The following is a 23,461-nucleotide window of genomic DNA, read 5'->3' as shown; positions in this document are numbered from 1 at the left end:
GCCGCCGCGCAAACGCGGGGCCGGCCTTGGTCATTCAGTCTGCGGACCAGCGTGGCGCGTGCTCGCCCAACGCCGCCACATGGTCATCGCCATCGGGCAGGCCCAGCGAGAAGCGCACCGGAAAACGGACCGCGACGCGATCCTGGTCCGGGTCCGACACCTGACGCACCGTGCCGCGCGCCTGCACATGAGGGTCCTGCAGCAGTTCTTTGGCGTTCAACACCGGCGAGATCGGCAGATCGACGCCGGCCAGCAGGTCCAGCCATTGCGCCAGCGTGCGGCTGACGAAGATCTGCGCCAGCAGCGCATTGACCTCGACCTTGTGACGCTGACGGCCGGCCCGCTCGGCAAAGCGCGGGTCCTTCAGCGAAGGGAATTTCTCGCCCAACGCGTCGCGCAGGTTCAACCAGAACTTGTTCTCCAGAATCCCGAGCGCCAGATGACGGCCGTCGCGCGTCTCGAACAGGTCGTTCTCCGGCATCACGGTGGGCGAGCGCAGCGGGGCGTCGGCATGCTGGTGCGCGGCCCAGGCGCCGTGGGCCGTCCACGACAGCACCGCATCGTGGATCGATACGTCGAGATGCTGGCCGCGCCCGTGCTGGCGCGCGCTGAGGATGGCGACGGTCAGCGCCAGCGCGGCATAGCTGGACGCCGCATAGTCCGACACGCGCACGCGCGGCCGCGCGACCTTGTCGCGCACCTGTACCGGCGCCGCCCAGTAGCCGGCCAGCGCCAGATAGTTCAGGTCGTGGCCGGCTTGCTCGGCATAGGGCCCGGTCTGGCCGAAGCCCGAGATCGAGCACAGCACGATGGCCGGATTGACCTTGGCCAGTTCGGCGTAGTCGAGGCCGAGACGCTGCATCACGCCGGGACGAAAGCCCTCGACGACCGCGTCCGCATCGCGCACCAGCTCGAGGAAGGCCGCGCGTCCGTCGGCATGCCGCAGATCGAGCGCGACCGAACGCTTGCCGCGATTGAACTGCGCGAACACCGAGGCGCTCAACGCGCGCGAGGTATCGCCGACGCCGGGCCGCTCGACCTTGATCACGTCGGCGCCCAGCTGCTGCAGCTGCAGCGTGGCGTGCGGGCCGGGCAGCAGCTGGCTCAGATCGATGATCCTGACGTCGTTCAGGCAGGACCAGTCCGGCTTGCTCGACGGCTTGGTCGATGGCTTGCTCGACGGCTTGCTCGACGGCTCGCTCGACGGGTTGGCCGATGCATTGGTCGATGGCTCGCTCGATGTCATGGCTGGCGCCCGCTCAGCCAATGTCGGCCGTCATGCCGATATCGCGCATCAGCGACGCGTAGCGTTTGGTCTCGGCCGAGACCATCTCGCGGAACTGCGCCGGCGAGGCGCTGCGGCGCAATTCGCCTGCGCTGGCCTCCAGCATCGCATCGAGCTTGCCGCTGGCCTGCACTTCGTTGATTGCGGTGAACAGCCGCTGCGTCAGCGCGGCGGGCAGGCCCGCCGGTGCGAACAGGCCGCTCCAGTTGTCGAGCACGAAGCCGGGCGGCAGCGCCTCGGCCAGCGTGGGCACATCGGGGAAGTAGCGCGACCGCTCGGCCGTGGTGACGGCCAGCGCGCGGACCTGGCCATTGCGCAGATACGAGGTCGCGGTGCTGAGCACCGGCATGCCGAACTGGGTCTGCCCGGTCAGCATCGCCGTCAGGATCTCGGGCGCGCCCTTGTACGGCACGTGAACCGCTTCGGTGCCGGTCTGGTGCAGCAGCGATTCGACCGCCAGATGGGCGATGCTGCCTTTGCCGCCGGAGCCGTAGTTCAGCTTGCCCGGGGCGCGCTTCATCGCCGCGATCAGGTCGGCCGCGGTGCGGTACGGCGAATTGGCGGGCACCACCAGCGCGGTCGGGCCGCCCGACAACGGCGCGATGCAGGTGAAGTCGCGCGCCGGGTCGTACGGCACCTGCTTGTACATATGGATGTTGATCACATGCGTGTTGGCCAGCACGCCCAACGTGTAGCCGTCCGCCGTAGCGCGCTTGAGCGCGCGGCCGCCGATGATGCCGCCCGCCCCGGGCATGTTCTCGACCACCAGCGGCTGGCCGAGCTTCGGTGCCAGCTCGGCCGACAGCGCGCGCGCCATGTTGTCGGGCGAGGTGCCGGCCAGGAAGGGAACGATCAGCCGGATCGGCCGGTTCGGATAGTCGTTGGCGGCGTACGCGCGCGGCAGGATGCCGCCCAGTGCCGCGGCGCCCGCGGCGGCCAGCCATGTTCTGCGATGCATTTGCTGTCTCCTGGTCTGCTGGCGCAGTCTGGGCTGCGTCGATCGTTGGTGTGCTGCTGCCCTTTGTGGGATGGCGAGAGCTTTCTCCCTCTCCCCCACCCCTCTCCCGCTCGCGGGAGAGGGGAGCCGATGGCGGGCGTCAGCGCAAAGGTGGAAACCCCTCTGGTTTGCTCCCCTCTCCCGCCTGCGGGAGAGGGGTTGGGGGAGAGGGCAACCGCCGCTCAATGAGCCCCTGCGCTGTCTATCGACCCTTTTCGGCCGCCATGCCTTTCCCCGCCTGCTCCATCAGCGGCTCCAGGATCGCCCGCGCAATGGTATTGCGCTGGATCTCGCTGGTGCCCGTGAAGATGCGGAACATGCGCAGCTTGCGGAAGGTCTGCTCGACCGGATGGCCGCGCGTGACGCCCACATTGCCGTGGATCTGCACCGCCTTGTCGGCGATCTCGAAGCAGCGCTCGGACACGAACAGCTTGCAGGCCGCGGCCTTCATGCGCAGATCGGCGCCGCTGTCGGCCAGCGCGGCGGTCTGCGCGATCATCGCCTCGCACGCCCACAGCGCCGCCGCCATGTCGGCGAGCATGTGCTGGATCGCCTGGAACCGCGCGATCGGGCCGCCGAACTGGCGGCGCTTGCCGGCATATTCCACCGAAGCGCGATACGCGCTGGTGGCCAGACCGAGCATGCTGGGGCAATGCAGCAGCCGGTTGACGTTGATGCGCGACATGCTGAGCTTGAAGCCGTTGCCCTCGCCGCCGAGGATATTGCCGCGCGGCACGCGCACATCGACCATGCGGATATCGGCATCGATATGCTGGCCAGACATCGGCGTGTATTCGGTGTCGACCGTGACCCCCGGCAGATCGAGATCGACCAGCACCGCGCTGATCGACGGTGGCGTGGTGCTGGCGTCGGTCACGCACAGCACGATGGCGAAGTCGGCGAACGGTGCGCCGCTGATGTAGTGCTTGTGGCCGTTGATGACGAGCTCGTCGCCGTCGACCATCGCGGTGGTCGAGATGCTCATCGCATCCGAACCGGAATGCGGCTCGGTCATCGCGAAGCAGGTCGAGCGCTCGCCGCGGATCACCGGCCCGAAATAGCGCTCGATCTGCTCGGGCGTGGCGTATTTCAGCATATTGCCCACGCGCGGCGGACCGCCCAGGTCGCCCAGCACATGCGGCGCCAGCGAGCAGCCGCTGGCGGCGATGTCGGCCTTCAGCGCGCACTGCTCGGCGATATTGAGCCCCTTGCCGCCCAGTTCGACCGGCAGGCAGGCGGCGTAAAGCCCCAGCTCGCTGGAGCGGCGCCAGACCCGGCGCAGCACCTCCTTCGGCCACGGGTCTTCCGAGCCCAGCCCGAGCTCGCGCTCCATCGGCCGCAGTTCCTCGTCGATGAAGCGCCGAATGGCGGCCCGCGTTTCGACCAGCACGGGATTGGTCAGGTATTCGAACATGGCGTCGTTCCTTGGTGTCGTGGGCGGTGAGCAGTGTGTCAACCAAGGTGGCAGCTTAGGTGTCAGCTCAGTTGTCAGCGCAGTTTTCAGCGCAGTGTTCAGTTCACGCGGCGTTCCTGACCCTGCCAATAGCGCTCGCGCACCACCTTGCGGGCCAGCTTGCCGCTGGCGTTCTTCGGCAGCTCGCTGACGAAATCGATCGAACGGGGCGTCTTGTAGTCGGCGATGTGTGCACGGCAATGCGCGATCAGGTCCGCCGCGCTCAGTTCGCGCCCCGGCCACAGCGTCACCACCGCCTTGACGCTCTCGCCCCAGGTCGCATCGGGCACGCTGATCACGCAGGCTTCCATCACGTCGGGATGCTGGTACAGCGTGGCTTCCACCTCGGTCGGATAGACGTTGAAGCCGCCGGAGATGATCATGTCCTTCTTGCGGTCGACCAGATAGATGAAGCCTTCCTCGTCGACGCGGGCCAGATCGCCGGTATGCAGCCAGCCGTCGATCAGCACCTCGCGCGTCAGCTCGGGCTCGCCCCAGTAGCCCTGGAACACGTCCTCGCCGCGGATCACCAGTTCGCCGATTTCGTCGCCGCTGACTTCCTCGCCGCGCTCGTTGACCACGCGCACCTCGGTCTCGCCCATCGCGCGGCCGCACGAAGCCAGCCGTTCCGGGCGATTGGCCAGCGCATCGGCATGATCGGCGGTGGACAGCCGCGTGACGCCCGAGGTCGATTCGCTGGCGCCATAACCTTGCGACAGGATCGGACCGATGCGCTCCCACGCCTCCCGGATGCGGGCGGGGGCCATCGGCGCGGCGCCATAGGCCAGCGTCTTCAGGCTCGACAGATCGGCGGTGGCCAGCGACGGCTCGGCCAGCACCATGTTGATCATCGCCGGAACCATGAACACATGGGTAATGCGAAGACGGGCGATCTCGGCGAGGAAATGCGCCGGCTCGAACTTGTCGAACAGCACCAGCGTGGCGCCGCAGTACAGGTAGGGCTGCATCAGCATGCCCGATGCATGCGTGACCGGGCCGATCAGCGCCAGCCGGTCGCCGGAGCGGGCAGGGCGGTCCATGCCCAGCACGATCTTGCGCAGCGAGGCAATGCGGTTGCCGTAGCTCTGCATCGCCGCCTTGATCTTGCCGGTCGAACCCGAGGAGAAATGCAGCACGGCAAGGTCGCTGGCCTGCGGCGCGTAATCGGGCGCCTGCGTGCCGCCACGGGCCAGAAGATCTTCGTATTGCAGATAGCCCGGCGCGGCCTCGCCGATCGCGATAAAGGTATCGACCGAGCCAAAGCCGGCCGTCTGCGGACCATAACCGGTGTAGCCGTGCCCCGCGATCATCACGCGCGGCGTGCAGTTGTCGACCACCTGCGTCGCCTCGGCGGCGGTGAAGCGCGGGTTCAGCGCGGCCTTGACCAGCCCGGCCTTGAACAACGCGCACTCGATCTCGACCAGTTCCGTGCAATTGCGCGACTGCACCGCGACGCGGTCGCCCTTGGCCAGACCCAGTCCCAGCAGCGCATTGGCCAGCCGGGTCGAACGCTCGTCCAGCTGGCGATAGCTCAGCGCGCGGTCGCGATACAGCACCGCGGGACGGTCGCCCCAATAGCGCGCGGCACGCCGCAGGAAATAGGCGAAGGTCATCGATGTCTCCTTGATCTGCTTTGGCCGCAGTTTGGAAGACGCGAGACATCACTACAATGCTGCGTTGGAAATAAACCCATAACCGACAGGAATGCGAGGAGTGCGGCATGGAGACACGCGATCTGGAGTACGTGCTGGAGGTGGCGGCCCACGGCGGCATCGGCCGCGCCGCCGAGGCGCTGGGCATGAGCCAGCCGGCGCTGACCAAGGCCGTGCAGCGGGTGGAAGGGCAGATCGGCCTGCCGTTGTTCGAGCGCACCGCGCTCGGCATGCGGCCGACCCAGGCCGGCGCGGCCTTTATCGACCGCGCCCGGCGCATCCGGCTGGAATACGAAGACGCGCTGGCCGAGATGCGCGGCATCCGCACCGGCGAGCAGGGCGTGCTGCGGCTCGGCTACTCGCCCTCCATTCCGAACCCCGTGGTGCTCGACGCCTGCCGCCAGCTGATGCAGGAGCGGCCGGTGGCACGGTTGCGGCTGAGCCGCCGGATGGCGCGCGACCTGATGGACCCGCTGCGGGCCGGCGAACTGGACCTGGCCATTGCGCCGGTGCCGCGTCAGCGAACCGACGAGTTCGTCGTGCACGACCTGTTCGACGACACGCTTGCGGTGGTCGCCGACGAGTCGCATCCGCTGCATCGCAAGCGCGGCCTGCGGCTTGCCGATCTGGTGGATCAGGAATGGCTGCTGCCGAGCGCGCATATCCTGCTGCGCCAGCAGCTCGAGGCCGCCTTTCAGCAGCGCGGCCTGCCGCCGCCGAATCTTCGCGTCGAAGCCGATTTCGGCAGCGCCTCGTTGTTCTATCTGGTGCGGGGCACGCGCATGCTGAGCATTGCGGGGGCGCATATGGCCAGGCCGCTGGCCGGTTTTCGTGCGCTGCGGCTCAGCAGCGAAGAACTCGATCTGCGCCGGCGGGTGGGCGTGATCGCGCGCGCCGGCGCCTATTTGTCGCCGCTGGCGCAGCGGATGGTGGCGATTTTGCAGGCGAGGGCGATATAGGCCGGTGCGCGGGCATACGCCCTCTTCAGGAAAAAAGGAAAGGGTAATGGCGCGCCTGCCCGCCGCTATACTGAGGCACCGTTGCACCGACCATTTGTGGACGACAGCACCATGAATATCTGGCTATTCCTCGTTCCCTTTGCCATTGCGGCCGCATTGCCGGGGCCCGCGCAAGGCGCCATGTTTGCAAGGGTGGTCAGCCTGGGCGCCGCGTCTGCCTGGTCATTTATCGTCGGCATGGTAGCGGGCAATGCCGTCTGGCTGCTGGCGGCGGTCTTCGGGCTTTCGGCGCTCGCGGTCCGCTTTGCCACCGTGTTCGTGGTGGTCAAATGGCTCGGCGTGCTGTTCCTGCTCTATATGGCATGGCGGCTTTGGAAGTCAGATGGACACCGCGGGGCGCAGCAGCCGGCGCGTTCCGGCAGCGGTTTCCTGGCGGGCGCCTTCCTGACGCTAGGCAATCCCAAGGCCATGGTGTTTTTCGGCGCGGTATTGCCGCAGGCATTCGATATGACGGCGTTGACGGCAGGCCAGATCGTGCTGATCGTGACCCTCGGCGTGGCGGTCGATTTCCTCGTGCAATTGTTCTACCTGATGCTGGCACGGCAGACCCGGACCTTTATTTCGTCCCCGAAACGCGTCCGGATCGTCGATCGCACCGCGGCTGCCATGATGGCCGGCTGCGCCGGCGCGATTGCCGCCAAAACCTAACCGGATTCCAGTCCCGCGTTTTTGCTGTCCGGACAAAAATACAACGGACACAGAGATTTAAAAAGATTTCATATCGGCAAGCCCGTTGTTGTTGTATTTGTAATGGCCAAAACGGGTTTCCCATAATACAAAGGGGTCGGCGCGAGCCAGCGCCAATGCCGATACGATGAAATTCTCTGTATTTCTGCTCGGAGCCGGAACCATTGCCGTGATGCTGATGGGGGCGGCACAAGTAAAGGGCACGCTGACGAACGCGCCGATCGCCGCGCTGGCTCCGGGCTTTCACGCCGACGGCGACCATTTTGGCGGCAGGCCCTGCGCCGCGCCGTGCGCCGAGTTGTTCCAGGGTTATGCGTGGGCGCTGATGCACGATGTGCGTCACGCCAGGTCTTGTGAAGCCATACAGCCGGATTTTCGCGCCGGCTGCATGCAGTACGTGGACGATCTGATGATGCGGCGCAGCGCCCGGGCCGTTGCGCAGCGCCAATCTGGCCAATCGGATGCCCCCACGACGGGCGGGTCCGCGAAACCGATCGGACCCACGCCGACGCTGGTGCTGCCAGTCTCTACATCCGGTACCGCAACGTCGCCATGACGCTTCGCGGTGCGCCCGGCAGGTTCAGATTGGCATTCGAACCGTGGGCCGACACGATATAGCCCTTGTCGAACAGGTTGTACAGGTTTAGCTGGAGCTCGACCGGGCCGCGCCGGTACCAGGCCATCATGTCGGCCGTGACATAGCCGGGCAGCGTAACCGTGTTCTGTGGATCGGCCATGCGCGCACCGACCAGGTTCAGGCCGCCGCCGATGCCGAAACCGTGGCCGAGGTCCTTGGTCACCCAGACATTGCCGCTGTGGCGCGGCGTCAGCGTGGCCCGCTTGCCTTCTAGCGCGCTGCTCGAGCGGGTCACGCGCGCATCGAGATAGGCATAGCCGGCCAGCACCTTCCAGCCTTGCCCCATATCGCCGGCGACGGTCAGCTCCGCGCCGTCGGTGCGCTGTTCGCCGATCGGCATCAGGGCGGTATTGGTGGCATTGGCGACCTTGATATTGGTGCGTTCCAGCCGGAATACCGACACCGTGGTGCTGAGGCGGCCATCGAGGAAATCGTATTTGGCGCCGATCTCGGTATTGCTGGTTTTTTCCGGGGCCAGTTCGGCGTTATTGGCCGCCAGCGAGAACGTTTCGCCCGACGGCTGGAACGAACGGCTCCACGAGAGGTAATACGACTGCGTCTTCGACGGCTGCCATACCAGCCCGGCGCGCGGGCTCCATGCATCGTCGGTGCGCGACAGGCCGCGCTGGTTCGGGCGGCGGTCGACGGTCTCCTGTTCGAAGCGGTCGTAGCGCACGCCGACCAATGCCTTCCACTGTTCGCTCAGCGTGATCATGTCCTGGGTGTAGAGCCCCAGCGTCTTGAACGTGCCGCGGTTGGTGGTGCCCGGCGTGCCGCCAATCAGGCGCGGCAGCGTCGGCAGCACCGGATGGAACAGGTCCACCGTGGCGACGTTGTTGCGCGAATAGTTGACCAGATCCTTGTTCTGCTGGCCGACCTCGACGCCGTACAGCAGCTCGTGTTTCATGCCGAACAGCGTGGCCTTCTGCGTCAGGTCGGTCTGGTTGAACCAGCCATGCTCCTCGCGATAGACGTTGGAGCGGTTCAGCGACACCGTCCGCTGCGCTGCGTTGACGGTGCCCGGCAGCGTGTTGTTGCGGTCCAGCGAGTAGTGGTAGTAGCGCGTGGCGTTGCGGATCGACCATTGGTCGTTGAAGCGATGGGTCAGCGTGGCGGTGCCCGAGTAGACGCGCGACTGGCTGTAGTCGACGTCCCGCGCATTCGCGGCGCCGTAGTACGTCGACGCCGGCACCTCGACCGGGCGGCCGTTGAAGGCGGGAATGCCGAAGTCGGTCACGCGGCGGTCTTCCAGGTAGTCGGCCTGCAGCAGCAGCCTGGTGTCGGGCGCCAGCTTCAGATCGAGGGACGGCGCGATCGCGGTACGGTCCAGAAACTGCTGCGAGCGGTAGCTGTCGGCGCGCTGCACCGCGCCGGTGATGCGAAACGCCGCGGCGCCGTCGCCCAATACCCGGCCGACATCGACCTCGCCGCGCCGGTCGGCCCACGAGCCGTAGCTCAGGCTCAAATCCGTGACATCGAGGCCCGGCTTTTTCGTGACCCGATTGATCAGGCCGCCCGAGGAGCCGCGGCCATACAGCACGGCGGCCGGTCCCTTGATCACCTCGATCCGCTCGACGTTCGACAGGTCGCGGAAATACAGCGCGTCGTCCCGGATGCCGTCGACGAACTGATCGGCGATCGCGGTGAAGCCGCGGATCGTGACCTGATCGCGTTGCCCGTCCCCATGCGAGAAGCCCACCCCCGGCACATTCTTCAGCGTGTCCTGGATCGAGGTCGCGTGCTGGTCGCGCATGACCTCGGCGGTCACCACGTTCACGGTTTGCGGCACGTCGCGCAGCGGCACATCCATCTTGGTGGCACTGACGGTATCCGGCGGGTTGTAGCCCTCGCCCAGCTCGCGGCTGGCGCTCGCCTTGACCTTGACCTCGGGCAGGGTTTCGGCGCTTTGCGCCCGGACCGCGGCGGGGGAAAGAACGGACGCCGCCAGCAGGGCGGCAGTGATTGGGTGACGCTTGGCTCGCATTTTGTAATGAACTGTAATAATTTTTGGGAATGCGAATTATTATCATTACAGGATATGCGGTCAACTGCCTAATCACCCGTTCGTGGGGTGCGGCCAACACCGCGCTGAGGCTGTGTGACGTTCCAGCAGCATGAGGGGAGACGGGGCCTTGACGGGGCTCGCCGGGAGGCCGTTGAAGAATTCGAGGCAAGAACCGTCCGCCGCCGCGCGTCGGAGGTATCCTTGCACGGTAGTCAGCCGTCCCCCTTCCGATGCCGCCGCTCCGCTCTCGCCGTCAGTCTTCCGATTCCGACACCCCGCGCAGTTCCTCGCCGTTCCGCCACTTCCGCCGGTTTCTGCCCGATCCCGAACGGTTGCAGCAGCACCGGTGGCTGCGCTGGATGGGACCGATCCTGCAACACCCCCGTCTGTGGCATGTCAGCCGGCGCGGCATGGCCTTGGGCGTGGCGCTCGGCATGTTTTTCGGCCTGCTGCTGCCGATCGCGCAGATTCCGATGAGCGCCGCCGTGGCGGTGGCCTTGCGCGCCAATGTGCCGGCTGCGGTGGCCACTACCTTCGTCAGCAATCCGCTGACCTTCGGCCCGATCTATTACGCCGCGTGGCGGCTCGGCAGCGCCGTATTGGGAGAAGGCGGCCCGCCGCCGGCGCCGGAAGCGCTGGCGGCTGTCGCGCAACCGGGGGCGACCGTGAATCTCGTGCCGGGTGGCGCCGGCCCGGCCGCGCTGCCCGCCGAAGTGGAAGAGGAAAGCTGGTGGACCGAAACCCGTCGCCGCGTGCTGGGCGTGGGCAAGCCGCTGGTGCTCGGCCTGGCGCTGATGGCCAGCGTGACCAGCCTGCTGTTCTATTTCGGGGTGTCGTGGGTGTGGGCGCTGCGCACCCGGTTGATTCGGCGCCGCCGTGTCAGGGCGGCGCGAGCGGAAGACGGGCTCAGCGCCCGTGGGCCTCGCGCCAAGCCTTGAACTGCGCGCGCGTGGCTTCGTCGGTGGGCGGGTAGAGGCCCAGGATCGAACGGCCCTCCATCACCTTCTCCTGCACGAAATCCTCGAACACCGTCATCTCGGCGGCTTCGGCGGCGATCTCGTCGGCAAGGTGCGCAGGGATGACGACCACGCCCTCGGCATCCCCCACCACCACGTCGCCCGGAAACACCGGCACATCGCCGCAGCCGATCGGGCCATTGATCTCGATGGCTTCGTGCAATGTCAGGTTGGTAGGAGCGCTGGGACGGCTGTGATAGGCCGGCATCCGGTATTTGGCGATCTCCGGGCTGTCGCGAAAGCCGCCGTCCGTGACCACGCCCGCCACGCCCCGCTGCATCAGCCGCGCGACCAGGATGCCGCCAGCCGACGCGGCGCGCGCGTCCTTGCGGCTGTCGATCACCATCACCGCGCCCGGCGGGCACTCCTCGACCGCCTTGCGCTGCGGATGTTCGCGGTTCTGGAAGACTTCGATGCCGTTGCGATCCTCGCGTGCGGGAATGTAGCGCAGCGTATAGGCCTCGCCCACCATGTTCGGCAGGCCGGGGTTCAGTGGGCGGACGTCCTGGATGAACTGGTTGCGCAGTCCACGCTTGAACAGCGCGGTGCAAAGCGTGGCGGTGCTGACCTGGGCCAGACGTTGGCGGGTTTCGGCTTTCATTGGTTACTCGATCGGTGTACTGGGTCAGAAGATGTCCGGCTCGGGCACGGGCTTGCCAAAGCTGGTTTCCAGAAAGTCGAAGTCGCAGCCGTCGTTGGCCTGCAGGATGTGCCGGCCGAACATCCAGCCGTAGCCGCGCTCATAACGCACGGGCGGCGGCGTCCAGGCAGCGCGTCGGGCGGCCAGTTCCTCGTCGGTGACTTCCAGGTGGATGGTGCGAGCGGGCACGTCGATGGTGATCCGGTCGCCGGTGCGCACCAGCGCGAGCGGGCCGCCGATGGCCGCTTCCGGCGTGCAGTGGAGCAGGCAGCCGCCATAGCTGGTACCGCTCATCCGCGCGTCCGATAGCCGCAGCATGTCGGTGACGCCTTGCTTGAGCAGCTTGGTCGGGATCGGCAGCATGCCCCATTCGGGCATGCCCGCGCCGCGCGGGCCGGCGTTGCGCAGCACAAGCATGTCTTCGGCGGTCACATCGAGATCCGGATCGTCGACCGCCTGTTTCAACGACGGGTAGTCGTCGAACACCAGCGCGCGCGCCGTATGCCGCAGCAAGTGCGGCGCGCAGGCGCTCGGCTTGATCACCACGCCGTCGGGCGCGATATTGCCGCGCAGGACGGCGAGCGCGCCTTCCGCGTAGATCGGGTTGTCGAGCGGCCGGATCACGTCGTCGTGGTAGACCTGCGCGCCGGCGATGTTTTCGCCCAGCGTCCTGCCGTTCACCGTCAGCGCCTCGGTGTGCAGATACGCGCGGATGCGCTCGAGCATCGCCGGCAGGCCGCCGGCGTAGTAAAAGTCCTCCATCAGATAGGTGGTGCCGCTGGGACGGATGTTGGCGATCACCGGCACGTGGCGGCTGACCTTGTCGAAATCGTCCAGGCTGACGGGATGCCCCGCGCGGCGCGACATCGCGATCAGGTGAATGATGGCGTTGGTCGAACAGCCCATCGCCATCGCGCAGGCAATGCCGTTCTCGAAGTTCGCGCGCGTCAGCAGCCTGGCGGGCGTCAGGTCTTCCCACACCATCTCGACGATGCGGCGGCCACACTCGGCGCTCATGCGGATGTGATTGGCGTCCGCCGCCGGGATGCTGCTGGCACCCGGCAACGCCAGGCCAACGGCCTCTGCAATGCCCATCATCGTGGCGGCCGTGCCCATCGTCATGCAGGTGCCGTGACTGCGCGCGATACCGGCCTCCATCTCGCGCCAGGACTGGTCGGACAGACGGCCGGCGCGGCGCTCGTCCCAATACTTGAAGGCATCGGAGCCGGAACCGAGCACCTTGCCTTTCCAGTTGCCGCGCAGCATCGGGCCGGCGGGCAGATAAATGAATGGCAAGCCCATGCTCAACGCGCCCATGGTCAGGCCCGGCGTGGTCTTGTCGCAGCCGCCCATCAGCACCGCGCCGTCCACCGGGTGGCTGCGCAACAGCTCCTCGGTCTCCATCGCCAGGAAATTGCGGTACAGCATGGTGGTCGGCTTGACCATGCTCTCCGACAGCGAAATGGCCGGCAGCTCCAGCGGAAATCCGCCCGCCTGCAGAATGCCGCGTTTGACGTCGTCCACGCGCTGCTTGAAGTGGGCGTGGCACTGGTTCGCGTCGCTCCACGTATTGATGATGGCGATGACGGGCTTGCCCATCCAGTCGTCGTAGCCATAGCCCATCTGCAGCACGCGCGAGCGGTGGCCGAAGGAGCGGAAGTCGTCAGGCGCAAACCAGCGTGCGCTGCGCAGGGTCTCGTAAGTGCGTCGGGTCATCGGGACAGTCTTGTGTGAGCAGGGCCGTTGCCCCGCAATCTCAATAGCTGCTGGTCGTCGGCGACGTCGCGGTCGTCGGCGTTGGCGTACGAAAGCGGGCGGCGGTCGCATCGAGGCCGTCGCGCAGCAGCACCGTGTCGAGCGCGACGGCGACGAACAGGGCGCCCAGATCGAGGCATTGGCGCGCGCGCGGCTCGTCGACCATCAAGATGCCCGGCGCCTTGCCGCAGGCGCGAATCCGGCCGATGGCATCGTCGATCGCCTGGTTGACGGCGGGGTGGCGTGCCTGGCCGGGGTAGCCGAGGCTCGCAGACAGATCCGCCGGGCCGATAAAGATGCCGTCGATACCGTCGATCGCCGCAATCGCCTCGATCTGCTCGAGTGCCTCGGCGGTTTCCACCTGCACCAGCAGGCACAGCTCCTCCGCCGCGCGGGCCACATAGTCGGTCGTGCGGCCAAAGTTGGTGGCGCGCGTGGAGCCGCCCATGCCGCGAATGCCCTCGGGCGCATAGCGGATCGCGCGCACCGCGGCCTGCGCCTCCTTCGCGTTCTGGACGAAGGGCAGCAGCAGCGTCTGCGCACCGATGTCGAGGTAGCGCTTGATCAGTACCGGGTCGTTCCATGCAGGCCGTACGACCGCGTGCGTCGGCAGCGAGCCTGGCGCCGGCTGCGCCGCAGCGACCGCCTGCAACTGGTTGAGCATCAGCGGCACGTCGGTGGGCGTGTGCTCGGTGTCCAGCAGCACCCAGTCGTAGCCGGCGCCGCCGATCAGCTCGGAAACGAAGGGGGAGGGGATGGTGGACCAGAGGCCGATCTGGGCTTGGCCGGCGCGCAGGGCCTTCTTGAAGTGGTTGACGGGCAGCATGCTGTCTCCGGGAGGTGATGGTGCAATCATTTCACGCATGGGGCGGCAATCCCATTCGTGACTTCACTACAGTTCCGATGCCTTGGCGCGACGCCCTCGGGAGGGTGCAATGCTCGCTGGCTTGCCGGGGACCAGCGCACTCGCGGCCGCCCTCGGCGTGCCCTACGGTGCATTTAATAGAGTCGACTCGTCATCCTGTAGCGGCAGTGTCACTCACAAGGTTGCGAAATTTGCTTTAGATGTTGCTTTCCGGCATACGCATTTCTACCTAATGTTGCAATGCGGCAATCCTTTGCCTACAATTCGGGAAAACCCCATAAGGGTTATCCCTGTAAGGAAGGACGCCATGAACACCCAATCCGATATCAAGCTCACCGACCAACTCGAACGCGACCTGATCGAGCACGAACTCGACGCTCCGCGCCTGGGTTTTGCCTACGACATCAAGCGCGCGATCGCCGCCGTGCAAGGCGTGCTGGCTCGCCTGCAGTCGGACGCCCGCAAGGCCAAGATCGTCTTCGCGAACGGCTAAGCAGCCAAGCTCGACCCCTGCATCGCGGCGGTCCCCCGCCGTCGCGCGGCGGTGTCAGTCCGCGGTTGGCCCGCCGACGCTGGCCCCCAGCTGGCCCCAGTTAGCCCGCGGTTGGCCAGCAGGTAAGGTCAGCCAAGAGAAAACCGGCCCGGTATCGGCCTCGCAGCAACGTGCTGCGGGACCGATACCGGGCCGGTTTTTTGTTTGCGATGACTCCAGCTCGGCACTTCACTGGACTACGCCATGGCTCGATATAGTAGCTTATCAATCACTTTTCGACTTCAACATATGCCGGTGCTTTCCGAAACCTGACCCGGTTTGCGAACGGCTGTCGATGACTCGACCCCGAAGTTCGGGCGGGAGGCAGCCGCTCGAACTTGCAGCAGATGGATCCATGCTTAGGCGCGGTATGCGCTGGAAGGCCTGCCGTGCAGGTGATGGGAGCGAATTACCGGATGGTGCTGCCGGATGCCGAGGTGCTGCAAAAGGAACTGGAGAACATACGGCGCCTACTCGAATTTCGCGGGCAACACTTCCGAAAAGCGCAAGAGACAACCGAGGTTGCCAGTACGAGGCTGTTGAGTCGGCTAACGGAGCCTGCTTTACCTAGTCAAGGTAGCTCGATCGCAAGTGCGGGGAGATCATTGTTTGGCCCTCCACCGCGTACTCCCCTACCCAGTAGGGGCGATTGGCCATTCCAGCAGTTCCCAACACTGGCCTTGCATATCGGCTCGATGGATCAGCTCGCGGTTTCTGGCGGCCAATCTTCGGGAACTAGCGCGGGCGGCTTCGTCCACGGCTCTTCGACCAGCGCATCCTGGAACCACTGCTCGCGCAGGTTCGCATGCTCAGTGACGATCAGTTGGAAGCCAGGGACATCCTCTTGGGTGAACTTCAGCAACAACTCGAATAAGCGGCGCACCGCATCGAGGTCGGCGTCGGCTTCCGTTTTCTGAACCGAGCCATCGGCATCCCTGTAGACCTGCTCGGATGGGAAGTAGACCTGGGTTGGTTGATCGATCAGCAAGAAGCGCGGAATCGGACGGTTGTTCTGCGCCGCGAATAGATGTAGGGCGAGCAGTGCGGACAGATGGTAGGCCAGATGGTTCTCGCCGCCTCCCGTCCGGCCCATCGGCACAGGACGCTCGGGTCGATCGAAAATGATCGTCAACTGCGGCAGGTTGAGCCGTGCAGGGTAAGGACCGAATTCGGCGTTGAACTTCTGGATGTATCGCGACACCTGTGCGGAGATGTTGCTGAGGATCGAGGTCAGGCGTTCATTGCTGTCGTCGGCGCCGACCTGCTCCTCAAGCTGCTTGACTTTGTTGCTGAGACGGCGATTCTCTGCTTCCAGTTTGGCAAGATCCTCATTCGGGAGGAGCGTTTCCAGGAACAGGCTAATACGGCCGACCACACGTGCGGCTGCGTTGTTGCGGGTTCCCATCTGGGCGATGACTTCGTTGGCTGAAATCGCCGCGGACAACTCCGCTTCCTTCTGCCTGATATCGCCCGCGATCCCGTCCACCTTGCCCGTCAGTTCGGCCAGGTAGGCTTCGAGCTTGGGGCGCTGGCCGGTGGCGATGCGCAATTCTTTGTCGAGCGATTTCAATTCGTTGAGCAGGACGACGGCGACCGGGGACTCCAGCGCTAGGTTTCGTTCGCTGAACGGCCATTGCCATTCGCCGCTGTCGGGGTTCTTCGGCAGTGCCTTGATCGAGGCCAGCCGGTCTATCTGTTCGGCCGCCTCGTTTTCGTAGCCGCCCGCCCGCTTGGCGAACTGTCGTGCCGCGTCAATCCGCGTCTGAGTATCACGCCGATGCTGACGCAGCTGGGCCAGTTCATCCTCCAGAAGCGAAACCCGGCTGCCGTCGTCGTCTGGCACTGTTTCTGGCTTCCACGACAGCGCCGACCTCAATGCGTCGATGATCCTGTCGGCGCTCGGATTCTCGTCGGTGTTGCCGATGACCCCGACCGTCTTTGCTTCCGAATAGAGGCCGATCGCCTGTTCATGCGACGTGTCAACGGCGTCGCGCGCCTGCTCCAGTTTCTTGTTGCTGATCCTTAGATCGCGCTGCGCTAGGCGCAGCTTGGATTCCAGCTCGTAGCGATCGTGGGAGGAAACGCCGAGCAGGATTGGTAACGTGTCGCGGATCGTCTGCGGTTGGAACTGCTCGTTCTGACGATAGAAAAGTTGGTCCTTGTTGGCGACCAGCCCCTGTTTCTGGAACAGGTAGTAGAACGTGTGCTTGACGTTCGCGTCGTAGCTATCTCGGCTGTGCTCAAGGGCGACTTCGGTGCGGTTCTCGGGAATGCCAAGCAGGCGCGACAGCAGTTCGACGACGCTGTCGTCGTCGGTGTTGACCACCAGATCCTTGAACTCGGGCACCTGCAATTGGGCGCCCCTTCGCAGCATTGCCGTGCTGCAACTGGCGCCGCCGCCGGGCGGGGTCGGCTTGGCAATCAGCACCTGTTCTTTCTCGAACTGGTAGATCACGGCGAACCAAGCCACCTTGTCGCGGATGATGCCTTCGGGGACGTTGAACGAGGAGCGTCCCATGCAGTATTCGATGATCTCGGAGAGCGCAGACTTGCCGGTTGAGGAGCGACCGGTGATGACGTTGAGTCCGTCTACTTTGAACCGGAGGTCACGGCGCTGGCCGTCATGGCTGTAGATGTGGATGGATCTGATCTTCATGGGCGAATCCCGAAAGTCGTGTAAACGGTCGCCCGGTCGGCGATGCGTGCAAATTCCCTGCCGACAATGCGTGCCACTTTCTGGCAAGCGACGGTTTCAGCGGTTCCATCGACGGTCTTGCGTACCTTTTGGGCTACGGTCTGGATGCGACCGTCGTCCGCAACGGCGATGCAGCCCCTTTCCATCAGCAGACCGAACCCCTCGAAGGCATACGGCAGCATCTGCGTGACCCGGTCGGTAAAGCCCACCATGATTTGCTGGTTCTTCTCCGCAGTCTTGAGTAGGTAGCTGCGTGGACTGTTGGCGATAACGTCGCGTGAATCCTTATGCAGACACAGCGGCAGCACAAGCAGTGACAGCGAGAATGGCATGCCGCGAGCGTCTTCTTCCTCGTAGCCATGCAGGGCGCGGAACAGGACCAAGCCGCAGAATGCAGGGTTGAACAGGTTCCGAATTTCAAAGGGGCGCTGATCCCATCGTTTCACGAGGCCACCTCCAGCACCTCGCCAAGGCGGTCGAGGAATCTGGGATGCCAGTAGACCTTGGGCTCGGGCGTGGCATCCGCTAGGATGTGGAAGCTGCCGCGAAGGACATAGGGCTCCGTCACCCGTGCCCGAATGCGTAGGGATTCGATCTTCCCAGTCTCAAACTCCGCCCAGTTATAGAGAGCCGCGCCGGCTTCGCGCAGTGCTTCTTCCGCGCTGTCGTCCTTCAGCTTCTCGAAAGCGACATCCTTGTAGCGACGCCACTCATCGGTGAGGCGATCTTCGTACTCCTCTACCTCTCCCAACACAAGCAGGTTCTCGCGCGCCCAGGCCGATCGTTGCTCGAACGCTCGGTAATAATCCAGAATAGCGCTCCTGATCCGATTGGAGGAAATGCCGATCTCGCGCAGTTGCGCCACGAACAGGCGCGGGTCGGCATCAGTATCGATCTCGTCGGTGGGCGCTTTTCCACGGAAGGTGATAGGCAGGTTGTCCGCCTTGTATTCCTCCGCGAAGTTCGAGAGCTTGTCCGAGACTTCGTAGCCGAAGATCCCTTCCGACTTGGCTCCAGTCAACTGCTTGATCACCGCATCGGTCCACCAACCCTCCAGCCGCTCGAAGACAAACTCCCGGTGCTCGCGCCGGATGCTTCGCATGTGTTTGTCCTTTATGAGCGCCGGGATGTCGCCGATGCGCGGACTGCCATCGAGGATCAGGATGCGTTCGAGAAAATCCTGCTTCTCGGGATCACTCAGTTCGTTGAACGCCGTAGAGATCGGTGCGATGAGTTTTGATGTCGATTCGCTAAGCGCGGCATCGGCCAATTCGCTTAGCGTTGTCGCATCGCCGGAGGAGACGCGCTGATCTGGAAGAAGACGGGCAAGGAACGAGCTTGTCGATACCTTGCCGGTGGTGAACAGAAAGAACCTAAGGTTCGATGCAGCACGGCCATCCCGCTTGTAACGCGCCAGCCAGATGTTGACGGACTTCCAGAAATCCGTCGACAGGTCCGTCAACCTATCGCCGACAGCCTTGTGTTTGAGTGAGGCCAAGGACTTGCCACCGTCGCCGTCGATAAAGTCGAGGTCGTCGTCCTTTTCTAGGAAGAGAACAGTATCTTCCGGCAATTGAAGCAGTTGTAGCAGCGCGAGGCGTGCCTGGTAGATATATCCCAGACCCTGCTCGCCGGCTGAAAACTTATCGGTGGGCGCCTCGGCCATGTCAAAGTCCTTGTGCTTATTCTTGAGGGCGGGCACGACGATAAGGCGCGGGCGCATCGCACAGCTACCGATGCGCCATGTCTTAGGCTCCCAACCCCCCTGACTATGGCGCAACCTATCCATGCCAGTCGATTTTTGGCAATAGTAACAAATCGTCTTAGGTAGGGATCAATTGTGCATTTCGCCACTATGGCATCGCATGGGCACTTCCACGACTTTGAGCCTGACGCGATTCTGGAGATTGTTGTGCTCCTCGAAGTAGCGCGCGGTCGAATGCTTTTTGACGGCACCATTGAGCCGCAACTTCACCGACGAGAAACACCGCTCTAAATCAGGGACAACCAGATGGAAATGCAGTTGGCGACCTTGGTACTGTTTCGCAAGGTACGCGTCGGCCTTGTGCAGAATCCAGCGGACTTCATTGGCGCTGATGGGCTTTCCGAGCGTGTATTTGCACTGGACGTAGATGGTCTCGTCGTCGCGTTCGAGAACGAGGTCTACGCCGTTGTCCACGAAGCCAAATTGGAGTCCTCGATAGGTCACCGTATAGCCCTCGGCTTCAAACTGTAGGCCGACATGACGCTCATACACATAACCCCATTGCGAAGGTGAAAGCGAAGCGTAGGAAATGGTGTGAAGTGCTTTTCCATCGTGAACCACGTGCAGCACCTTCTCATCACTGTCAAAAACCAGGTGCCCGGATCTCAATGCACGTCCGAGTCGCAGTCGCTCTTTCGTTGCGGCTTCTTCCTTCGTGGTTTCAGTCATCATGATCCCTGCTGTTCGATGTCGATCCTTCTCTCCTCTGACAAACGATAGCCCAATTGGACGCCTCCCGCCCTTGCCGGGCCGCGCTCTCGTGCTACGCATCGAGCCTGCCGGCCTTCCATCGTTCCCTCGCTCCGCTCGGCTGACGCCTCCGTCCGGCTCCCTCATCCGCCGGGACGACCTCTAACGAATCGCCAAGACTCTCAGCAACAGGGATGACTACTTGATGGAGTCATAAATGAGTGCGCTGATGACGGGCTTCGTCGAGTGGACATTGCCCATATCGGAACGCAGCTTTTGCACCACGAACGCTGCTTGATTCAATGAGCCTTCGATGTTCGCGGCCAGTGGTTTGTAGGCAGATTCAGACCATCCGATCTCGGCCAGTTCCCGCATCAGGCTGTGCCGCGCTGGCAGGGCTGCCGGATTTCGGCGGGCGCATTGTCATCGATGCCAACAATCCATCGAAGCGCCGCTGTTCAAGCCCGTCGAACTGCACGGCCGCGCGTCGAGCGAGGTGTTCGCCGGGTTGGTGCCGGGTGCACGCGTGGTCAAGGCCTTCAACTACCTCAAGCCGGAGTGGCTGGCCGCAGATCCGGCCGAACACGGCGGGCGGCGGGTGCTGTTCTATGCGGGCGACGATGCGCGGGCCAAGGCCCAGTTGGGCGGCCTGATCGGTCGACTGGGCTTCGCCGGTATCGACCGGGGCACGCTCGTCTCGCGCGCTTCGCCTGAACCGCGACCGAAGCGAACCAGTCGATCAGCTCGAGGGGCTTCCCGATTTCTCCGCATCGTCAACGTCGGCACGAGCCGGACCGACGGCCGTGCGACCCGCCGAGGCAACCTGCCGCGGCTGCCAGGACACGCTGATGTCGCCGTTGACGAAGGTCTGGCAGGCCAGCCGGTGGCCGCTCGCCAGTTCCGCCTCGGTCAGCAGCTTCTTCTCCTTGGCCTTGACCTCGTCGGTGTGTTCCAGGCCGCTGTCGATGTGGCACTTGCACGTGCCGCAAAGGCCGCCGCCGCATTTGAAGGGAATGCCGCCCTGTTCGCGCAGCGAGACGCGCAGCAGGTTGCTGTTGGGCGGGGCGGTGGCGGTCTTGCCGTTGTTGCTGACAAAAGTGATCTGGATCATGGCAATGCGCTGCTATCAGGCGTGTTCAGGGTTCGAATGGCGACCGGCGATTCAAATGGCCACCAGCGTCAGTTCCATGCTGCCGAACGAGGCGAGCCGGCGCAGTTCCTCGCGCGCCGCGTCGACGGTGGCGTACTTGTCCAGGAACTTGGTCGGGACATGGTTGACGATGCCGGGCGGGGTTTCCTCGACCACGCGGACCTTGGTCTCGTGGTCGAGCTGGGCGATGACGAAGCGCACGGTGGGTTTGCCGTAGAAGCGGTACTCGTAGCGCTCCACCGGGGTGATGCCGTCGACCGGTTCCGTGCGGAACTGGCCGGGGCGGCTGGTCAGGATGATGTACATGGTGCCTGCCTTACGATGTGCGTTACGACGTGCGTTACGACGTGCGTTACGACGTGCGTTACGACGTGCCTCAGGACGAGCAGGCCTTGACGCCGGCCGGCGGCACCCGGCCCGCCGCGCCGGCGGCTTCCTCGGCCGGCGACAGTTCATCCTGCGCCAGTTCGATGTCGTGTTCGATCCAGAGCTGGCAGATCAGCCGGTATCCCTGATCGAGCCGCTCGCCCAGCTGCTTTTTCTCTTTCCAGTTGGGCGGCGGCAGGTGTTCCGCGCCGGCGAGCACGCGGCAGGCGCATTTCGAGCACTTGCCCATGCCGCACTCGTAGCGCAGGTTCGGGTAGGGAAACTGCCGGATCCCGGCGCGCACGACCAGATTGGTGCGGGGCGCGACCTCGTCGCTGTGGACCTGGCCGTGCCGGTGAAGAAGAACCTTGGGCATGATGTTGTCCTGCTTGTTGCTGTCTACGTGTCTATCGATGGCGCGGGGAAGGGGCCGATGGTCATGACCACAGCAGCATCGCCGCCACGGTCGAGCACGCCAGCCCGATCACCACCGGAATCAGCAGCGCCCGCACCGCGTCGAGCACCGGTACCCGCGCGAAGCCGGCCACCGCGATCAACGAGGACCACGCGATCAGCGTGCCGCCACCGGTCCAGACCGCGCCCATCTGGCCGACCGCCGCGAGCGTGGCCGGGTCGAAGCCCACTACCGGACCCAGCGCGCCGGCCAGCGTGCCGGTCAGCGGCAGGCCCGCGAAGCCGGAGCCGTCGATGCCGGTGATCATGCCGACCAGCAGCACGCCGAATGCGACCAGCATGTGATTGTCGGGAATCAGGTGCTGATACGACTGGATCAGCTCGAACAGCAGGCTGGGCGCCTTGCCCGGCGGCAGGCCGAGAATCTGCCCGGCGGTCTCGCCGGCGCCGACGAAGAAGAAGCCCGCGATCGGCAGCACCGACCCCATGGCCTTGAAGGCGAACACGAAGCCGTCGGTGATGTGCTCGGGGCAGACGTCCAGCATCTTGCGCGGGCCTTCGGCGGCGAGCGTGGCCAGCATCATCAGCACCGCGGCGACGCCGCCGACCAATGCCGCGGCTTCGCCTCCCTTCAGATCCTGCACACCGGCGCCCAGCTTGGGCAGCACCATCACGGTGACCACGGCGAGGAAGGCGATCGGCGTCACGATGGCGAAGCACTTCGACCATTTGATCCGCTTGCGCTCGACCATCGACAGGCTGGCCTCGATATTCGATTCCGTGGCGAGCGGCTCCTCGTGCGCGGTGCCGCGGGCGATCTCCGCCTTGTCGAAGGTGCCGCCGCCATCGACGCCGAGCGCCGTTCCGCTGGCGCGCTGTTGCCAGCGGTCCAGCAGTGTGCCGCTGGCCGGAACGATGTGCTTGCGCATCGATAGATAGGCCAGGCATAGCGCGATCAAACCGGTAATGATCGACAGCGTCAGCGCACGGTCCGCGACCACGGAGGCGCTGACCGCGGCGCCGGCCGCCTTGGCGCTGATGCCCGGGGCGACGCCGATCACGTAGTCCGAGGACAGCGCCATGCCCTGGCCGGCGATCGCGATCGCCATCGCGCCCGCCAGCGGCGGCAGGCCGGCGGCGATCGCGGCCGGCAGCAGAATGGCCGAGACCAGCGGCACCGCGGGCGTCGGCCAGAAGAACAGCGAGATCACATAGGTCACGCCGGCCAGGATGAAAAACGCGCTGTGCCCGTTCTTCATCACCACGCGAAACGGCTCGACCATCCGGATATCCGAGCGCAGCGTCTTCAGCGCGTTGAGCAGCGCGGTCATGAAGGCGATGACCAGGAAGATGTTGAACAGCTCCTTGGCGGCGACCAGGCTCGCCGAAAACACGCCCGCCAGCGCGGACACCGGGCTGCTGGTCAGCGCGAACACGACGAGCGCCGTGCCCACGATGGAGGGCACGACGACATTGGCGCGCAGGATCATCGTCAGCACGATGACCGCGACCCCCATGAGATAGATCCAGTGCGCGGCACCGATCACGACTTCGTGTTGCATGAAAGCTCCGTGGGGCGAGAGGGTGGTTTCGTGAAGCTCGACCGTCCTTCGGGCGGGGGGTCTAGACGGTATACTATATTCCGTATGGCAATGTCGCCAAGCGAAATCGTATCCGGATATACGCGAATACCGGACCGTGCGCGGAGGCTGGGAAGGCGCACCAGAACGGGGAAGGCGGCGATTGCGAAACCCCGTTCCGGTGCGTGGCGTAGAGGAATCGGTTGCGCTTTGGGAAGTGCCGTATGTAGACTGTATACCAACAAATACGGCCTTCAC

At 64.7% G+C, this 23,461-nt stretch carries 22 protein-coding genes; 5 read left to right on the top strand and 17 right to left on the bottom strand.

What is annotated here, in order from left to right:
• Nucleotides 1–34: 34 nt before the first annotated feature.
• From HTY53_RS02885 to HTY53_RS02870, 4 genes are all read right to left on the bottom strand, one after another.
• Nucleotides 35–1,246: a CaiB/BaiF CoA transferase family protein gene (locus HTY53_RS02885; protein ID WP_254599760.1), complete on the bottom strand. Its 1,212-nt coding sequence runs from the start codon at nucleotides 1,244–1,246 to the stop codon at nucleotides 35–37.
• Between the two features lie 13 nt (nucleotides 1,247–1,259).
• On the bottom strand, nucleotides 1,260–2,243 hold the full coding sequence (locus HTY53_RS02880; protein ID WP_174104935.1) for a tripartite tricarboxylate transporter substrate binding protein: 984 nt from the start codon (nucleotides 2,241–2,243) through the stop codon (nucleotides 1,260–1,262).
• 241 nt (nucleotides 2,244–2,484) lie between these two features.
• Nucleotides 2,485–3,696 carry an acyl-CoA dehydrogenase family protein gene (locus HTY53_RS02875; protein WP_174104934.1) on the bottom strand — a complete coding sequence of 404 codons (1,212 nt, stop codon included), beginning with the start codon at nucleotides 3,694–3,696 and terminating at the stop codon, nucleotides 2,485–2,487.
• A gap of 98 nt (nucleotides 3,697–3,794) precedes the next feature.
• Nucleotides 3,795–5,348: an AMP-binding protein gene (locus tag HTY53_RS02870; protein ID WP_174104932.1), complete on the bottom strand. Its 1,554-nt coding sequence runs from the start codon at nucleotides 5,346–5,348 to the stop codon at nucleotides 3,795–3,797.
• A gap of 107 nt (nucleotides 5,349–5,455) precedes the next feature.
• Between HTY53_RS02870 and HTY53_RS02865 the strand changes: the two genes are divergently transcribed.
• The 3 genes from HTY53_RS02865 to HTY53_RS02855 all read left to right on the top strand — a co-directional run bounded on the left by HTY53_RS02865 (nucleotide 5,456) and on the right by HTY53_RS02855 (nucleotide 7,649).
• Nucleotides 5,456–6,346 carry a LysR family transcriptional regulator gene (locus HTY53_RS02865; protein WP_174104930.1) on the top strand — a complete coding sequence of 297 codons (891 nt, stop codon included), beginning with the start codon at nucleotides 5,456–5,458 and terminating at the stop codon, nucleotides 6,344–6,346.
• Between the two features lie 96 nt (nucleotides 6,347–6,442).
• On the top strand, nucleotides 6,443–7,054 hold the full coding sequence (locus HTY53_RS02860; RefSeq protein WP_174104928.1) for a LysE family translocator: 612 nt from the start codon (nucleotides 6,443–6,445) through the stop codon (nucleotides 7,052–7,054).
• Between the two features lie 166 nt (nucleotides 7,055–7,220).
• Complete coding sequence (locus HTY53_RS02855) at nucleotides 7,221–7,649, top strand: hypothetical protein (protein ID WP_174104926.1); 429 nt, start codon at nucleotides 7,221–7,223, stop codon at nucleotides 7,647–7,649.
• Here the strand turns inward: HTY53_RS02855 and HTY53_RS02850 are convergent.
• A complete protein-coding gene (locus HTY53_RS02850) occupies nucleotides 7,621–9,714 on the bottom strand; it encodes a TonB-dependent receptor (RefSeq protein ID WP_174104924.1) in 2,094 nt (697 codons plus the stop codon). The two genes, HTY53_RS02855 and HTY53_RS02850, sit on opposite strands and share 29 nt — an antisense overlap.
• A gap of 380 nt (nucleotides 9,715–10,094) precedes the next feature.
• Between HTY53_RS02850 and HTY53_RS02845 the strand changes: the two genes are divergently transcribed.
• On the top strand, nucleotides 10,095–10,673 hold the full coding sequence (locus HTY53_RS02845; RefSeq protein WP_174104922.1) for a DUF2062 domain-containing protein: 579 nt from the start codon (nucleotides 10,095–10,097) through the stop codon (nucleotides 10,671–10,673).
• Here HTY53_RS02845 and HTY53_RS02840 read toward each other — a convergent pair.
• Genes HTY53_RS02840 through HTY53_RS02830 form a run of 3 tightly spaced genes read right to left on the bottom strand, consistent with a single transcriptional unit; the run spans nucleotide 10,642 to nucleotide 13,972 of the window.
• A complete protein-coding gene (locus HTY53_RS02840) occupies nucleotides 10,642–11,352 on the bottom strand; it encodes a ribonuclease activity regulator RraA (protein WP_174104920.1) in 711 nt (236 codons plus the stop codon). The two genes, HTY53_RS02845 and HTY53_RS02840, sit on opposite strands and share 32 nt — an antisense overlap.
• A 24-nt stretch (nucleotides 11,353–11,376) precedes the next feature.
• A complete protein-coding gene (gene araD / locus HTY53_RS02835; protein WP_174104918.1) occupies nucleotides 11,377–13,107 on the bottom strand; it encodes an L-arabinonate dehydratase in 1,731 nt (576 codons plus the stop codon).
• Between the two features lie 40 nt (nucleotides 13,108–13,147).
• Nucleotides 13,148–13,972: an aldolase/citrate lyase family protein gene (locus HTY53_RS02830; RefSeq protein ID WP_174104916.1), complete on the bottom strand. Its 825-nt coding sequence runs from the start codon at nucleotides 13,970–13,972 to the stop codon at nucleotides 13,148–13,150.
• 346 nt (nucleotides 13,973–14,318) lie between these two features.
• Here HTY53_RS02830 and HTY53_RS02825 point away from each other — a divergent pair, with 346 nt between their 5' ends.
• Nucleotides 14,319–14,504, top strand: a complete 186-nt coding sequence (locus HTY53_RS02825; protein WP_174104914.1) for a hypothetical protein — start codon at nucleotides 14,319–14,321, stop codon at nucleotides 14,502–14,504.
• 739 nt (nucleotides 14,505–15,243) lie between these two features.
• On the opposite strand, the gene HTY53_RS02820 is transcribed toward HTY53_RS02825, so the two are convergent.
• The 9 genes from HTY53_RS02820 to HTY53_RS02780 form a co-directional block, all read right to left on the bottom strand.
• Nucleotides 15,244–17,199: a DUF3732 domain-containing protein gene (locus tag HTY53_RS02820; RefSeq protein ID WP_174104912.1), complete on the bottom strand. Its 1,956-nt coding sequence runs from the start codon at nucleotides 17,197–17,199 to the stop codon at nucleotides 15,244–15,246.
• The gene (locus HTY53_RS02815; protein WP_174104910.1) at nucleotides 17,196–17,684 is read right to left on the bottom strand and encodes a three component ABC system middle component; all 489 of its coding nucleotides are present in this window, start codon (nucleotides 17,682–17,684) and stop codon (nucleotides 17,196–17,198) included. Before HTY53_RS02815 ends, HTY53_RS02820 begins: the two co-directional genes overlap by 4 nt.
• Nucleotides 17,681–18,904 (bottom strand): ABC-three component system protein, encoded by a 1,224-nt coding sequence (locus HTY53_RS02810; RefSeq protein ID WP_174104908.1) that lies wholly within the window; start codon nucleotides 18,902–18,904, stop codon nucleotides 17,681–17,683. Before HTY53_RS02810 ends, HTY53_RS02815 begins: the two co-directional genes overlap by 4 nt.
• Before the next feature lie 168 nt (nucleotides 18,905–19,072).
• The gene (locus tag HTY53_RS02805) at nucleotides 19,073–19,675 is read right to left on the bottom strand and encodes a restriction endonuclease (RefSeq protein WP_174104906.1); all 603 of its coding nucleotides are present in this window, start codon (nucleotides 19,673–19,675) and stop codon (nucleotides 19,073–19,075) included.
• A 216-nt stretch (nucleotides 19,676–19,891) separates the two neighbouring features.
• Nucleotides 19,892–20,068, bottom strand: a complete 177-nt coding sequence (locus HTY53_RS02800) for a hypothetical protein (RefSeq protein ID WP_174104904.1) — start codon at nucleotides 20,066–20,068, stop codon at nucleotides 19,892–19,894.
• 364 nt (nucleotides 20,069–20,432) lie between these two features.
• Nucleotides 20,433–20,804 (bottom strand): 2Fe-2S iron-sulfur cluster-binding protein, encoded by a 372-nt coding sequence (locus tag HTY53_RS02795; RefSeq protein WP_254599759.1) that lies wholly within the window; start codon nucleotides 20,802–20,804, stop codon nucleotides 20,433–20,435.
• Nucleotides 20,805–20,855: 51 nt separating this feature from the next.
• Entirely contained in the window at nucleotides 20,856–21,149 is a 294-nt protein-coding gene (locus tag HTY53_RS02790; protein WP_174104902.1) for a ferredoxin, read from the bottom strand.
• Nucleotides 21,150–21,219: 70 nt separating this feature from the next.
• Nucleotides 21,220–21,585, bottom strand: a complete 366-nt coding sequence (locus HTY53_RS02785; RefSeq protein ID WP_174104900.1) for a 2Fe-2S iron-sulfur cluster-binding protein — start codon at nucleotides 21,583–21,585, stop codon at nucleotides 21,220–21,222.
• Nucleotides 21,586–21,646: 61 nt separating this feature from the next.
• On the bottom strand, nucleotides 21,647–23,185 hold the full coding sequence (locus HTY53_RS02780) for a hypothetical protein (protein WP_174104899.1): 1,539 nt from the start codon (nucleotides 23,183–23,185) through the stop codon (nucleotides 21,647–21,649).
• Nucleotides 23,186–23,461: the final 276 nt, after the last annotated feature.

The organism is Cupriavidus gilardii (genome assembly GCF_013314895.1).
Classification (GTDB): Bacteria; Pseudomonadota; Gammaproteobacteria; order Burkholderiales; family Burkholderiaceae; genus Cupriavidus; species Cupriavidus gilardii_C.
Note: the sequence above shows the minus strand (reverse complement) of the source record. Positions and strands in the feature narration are given on the sequence as shown.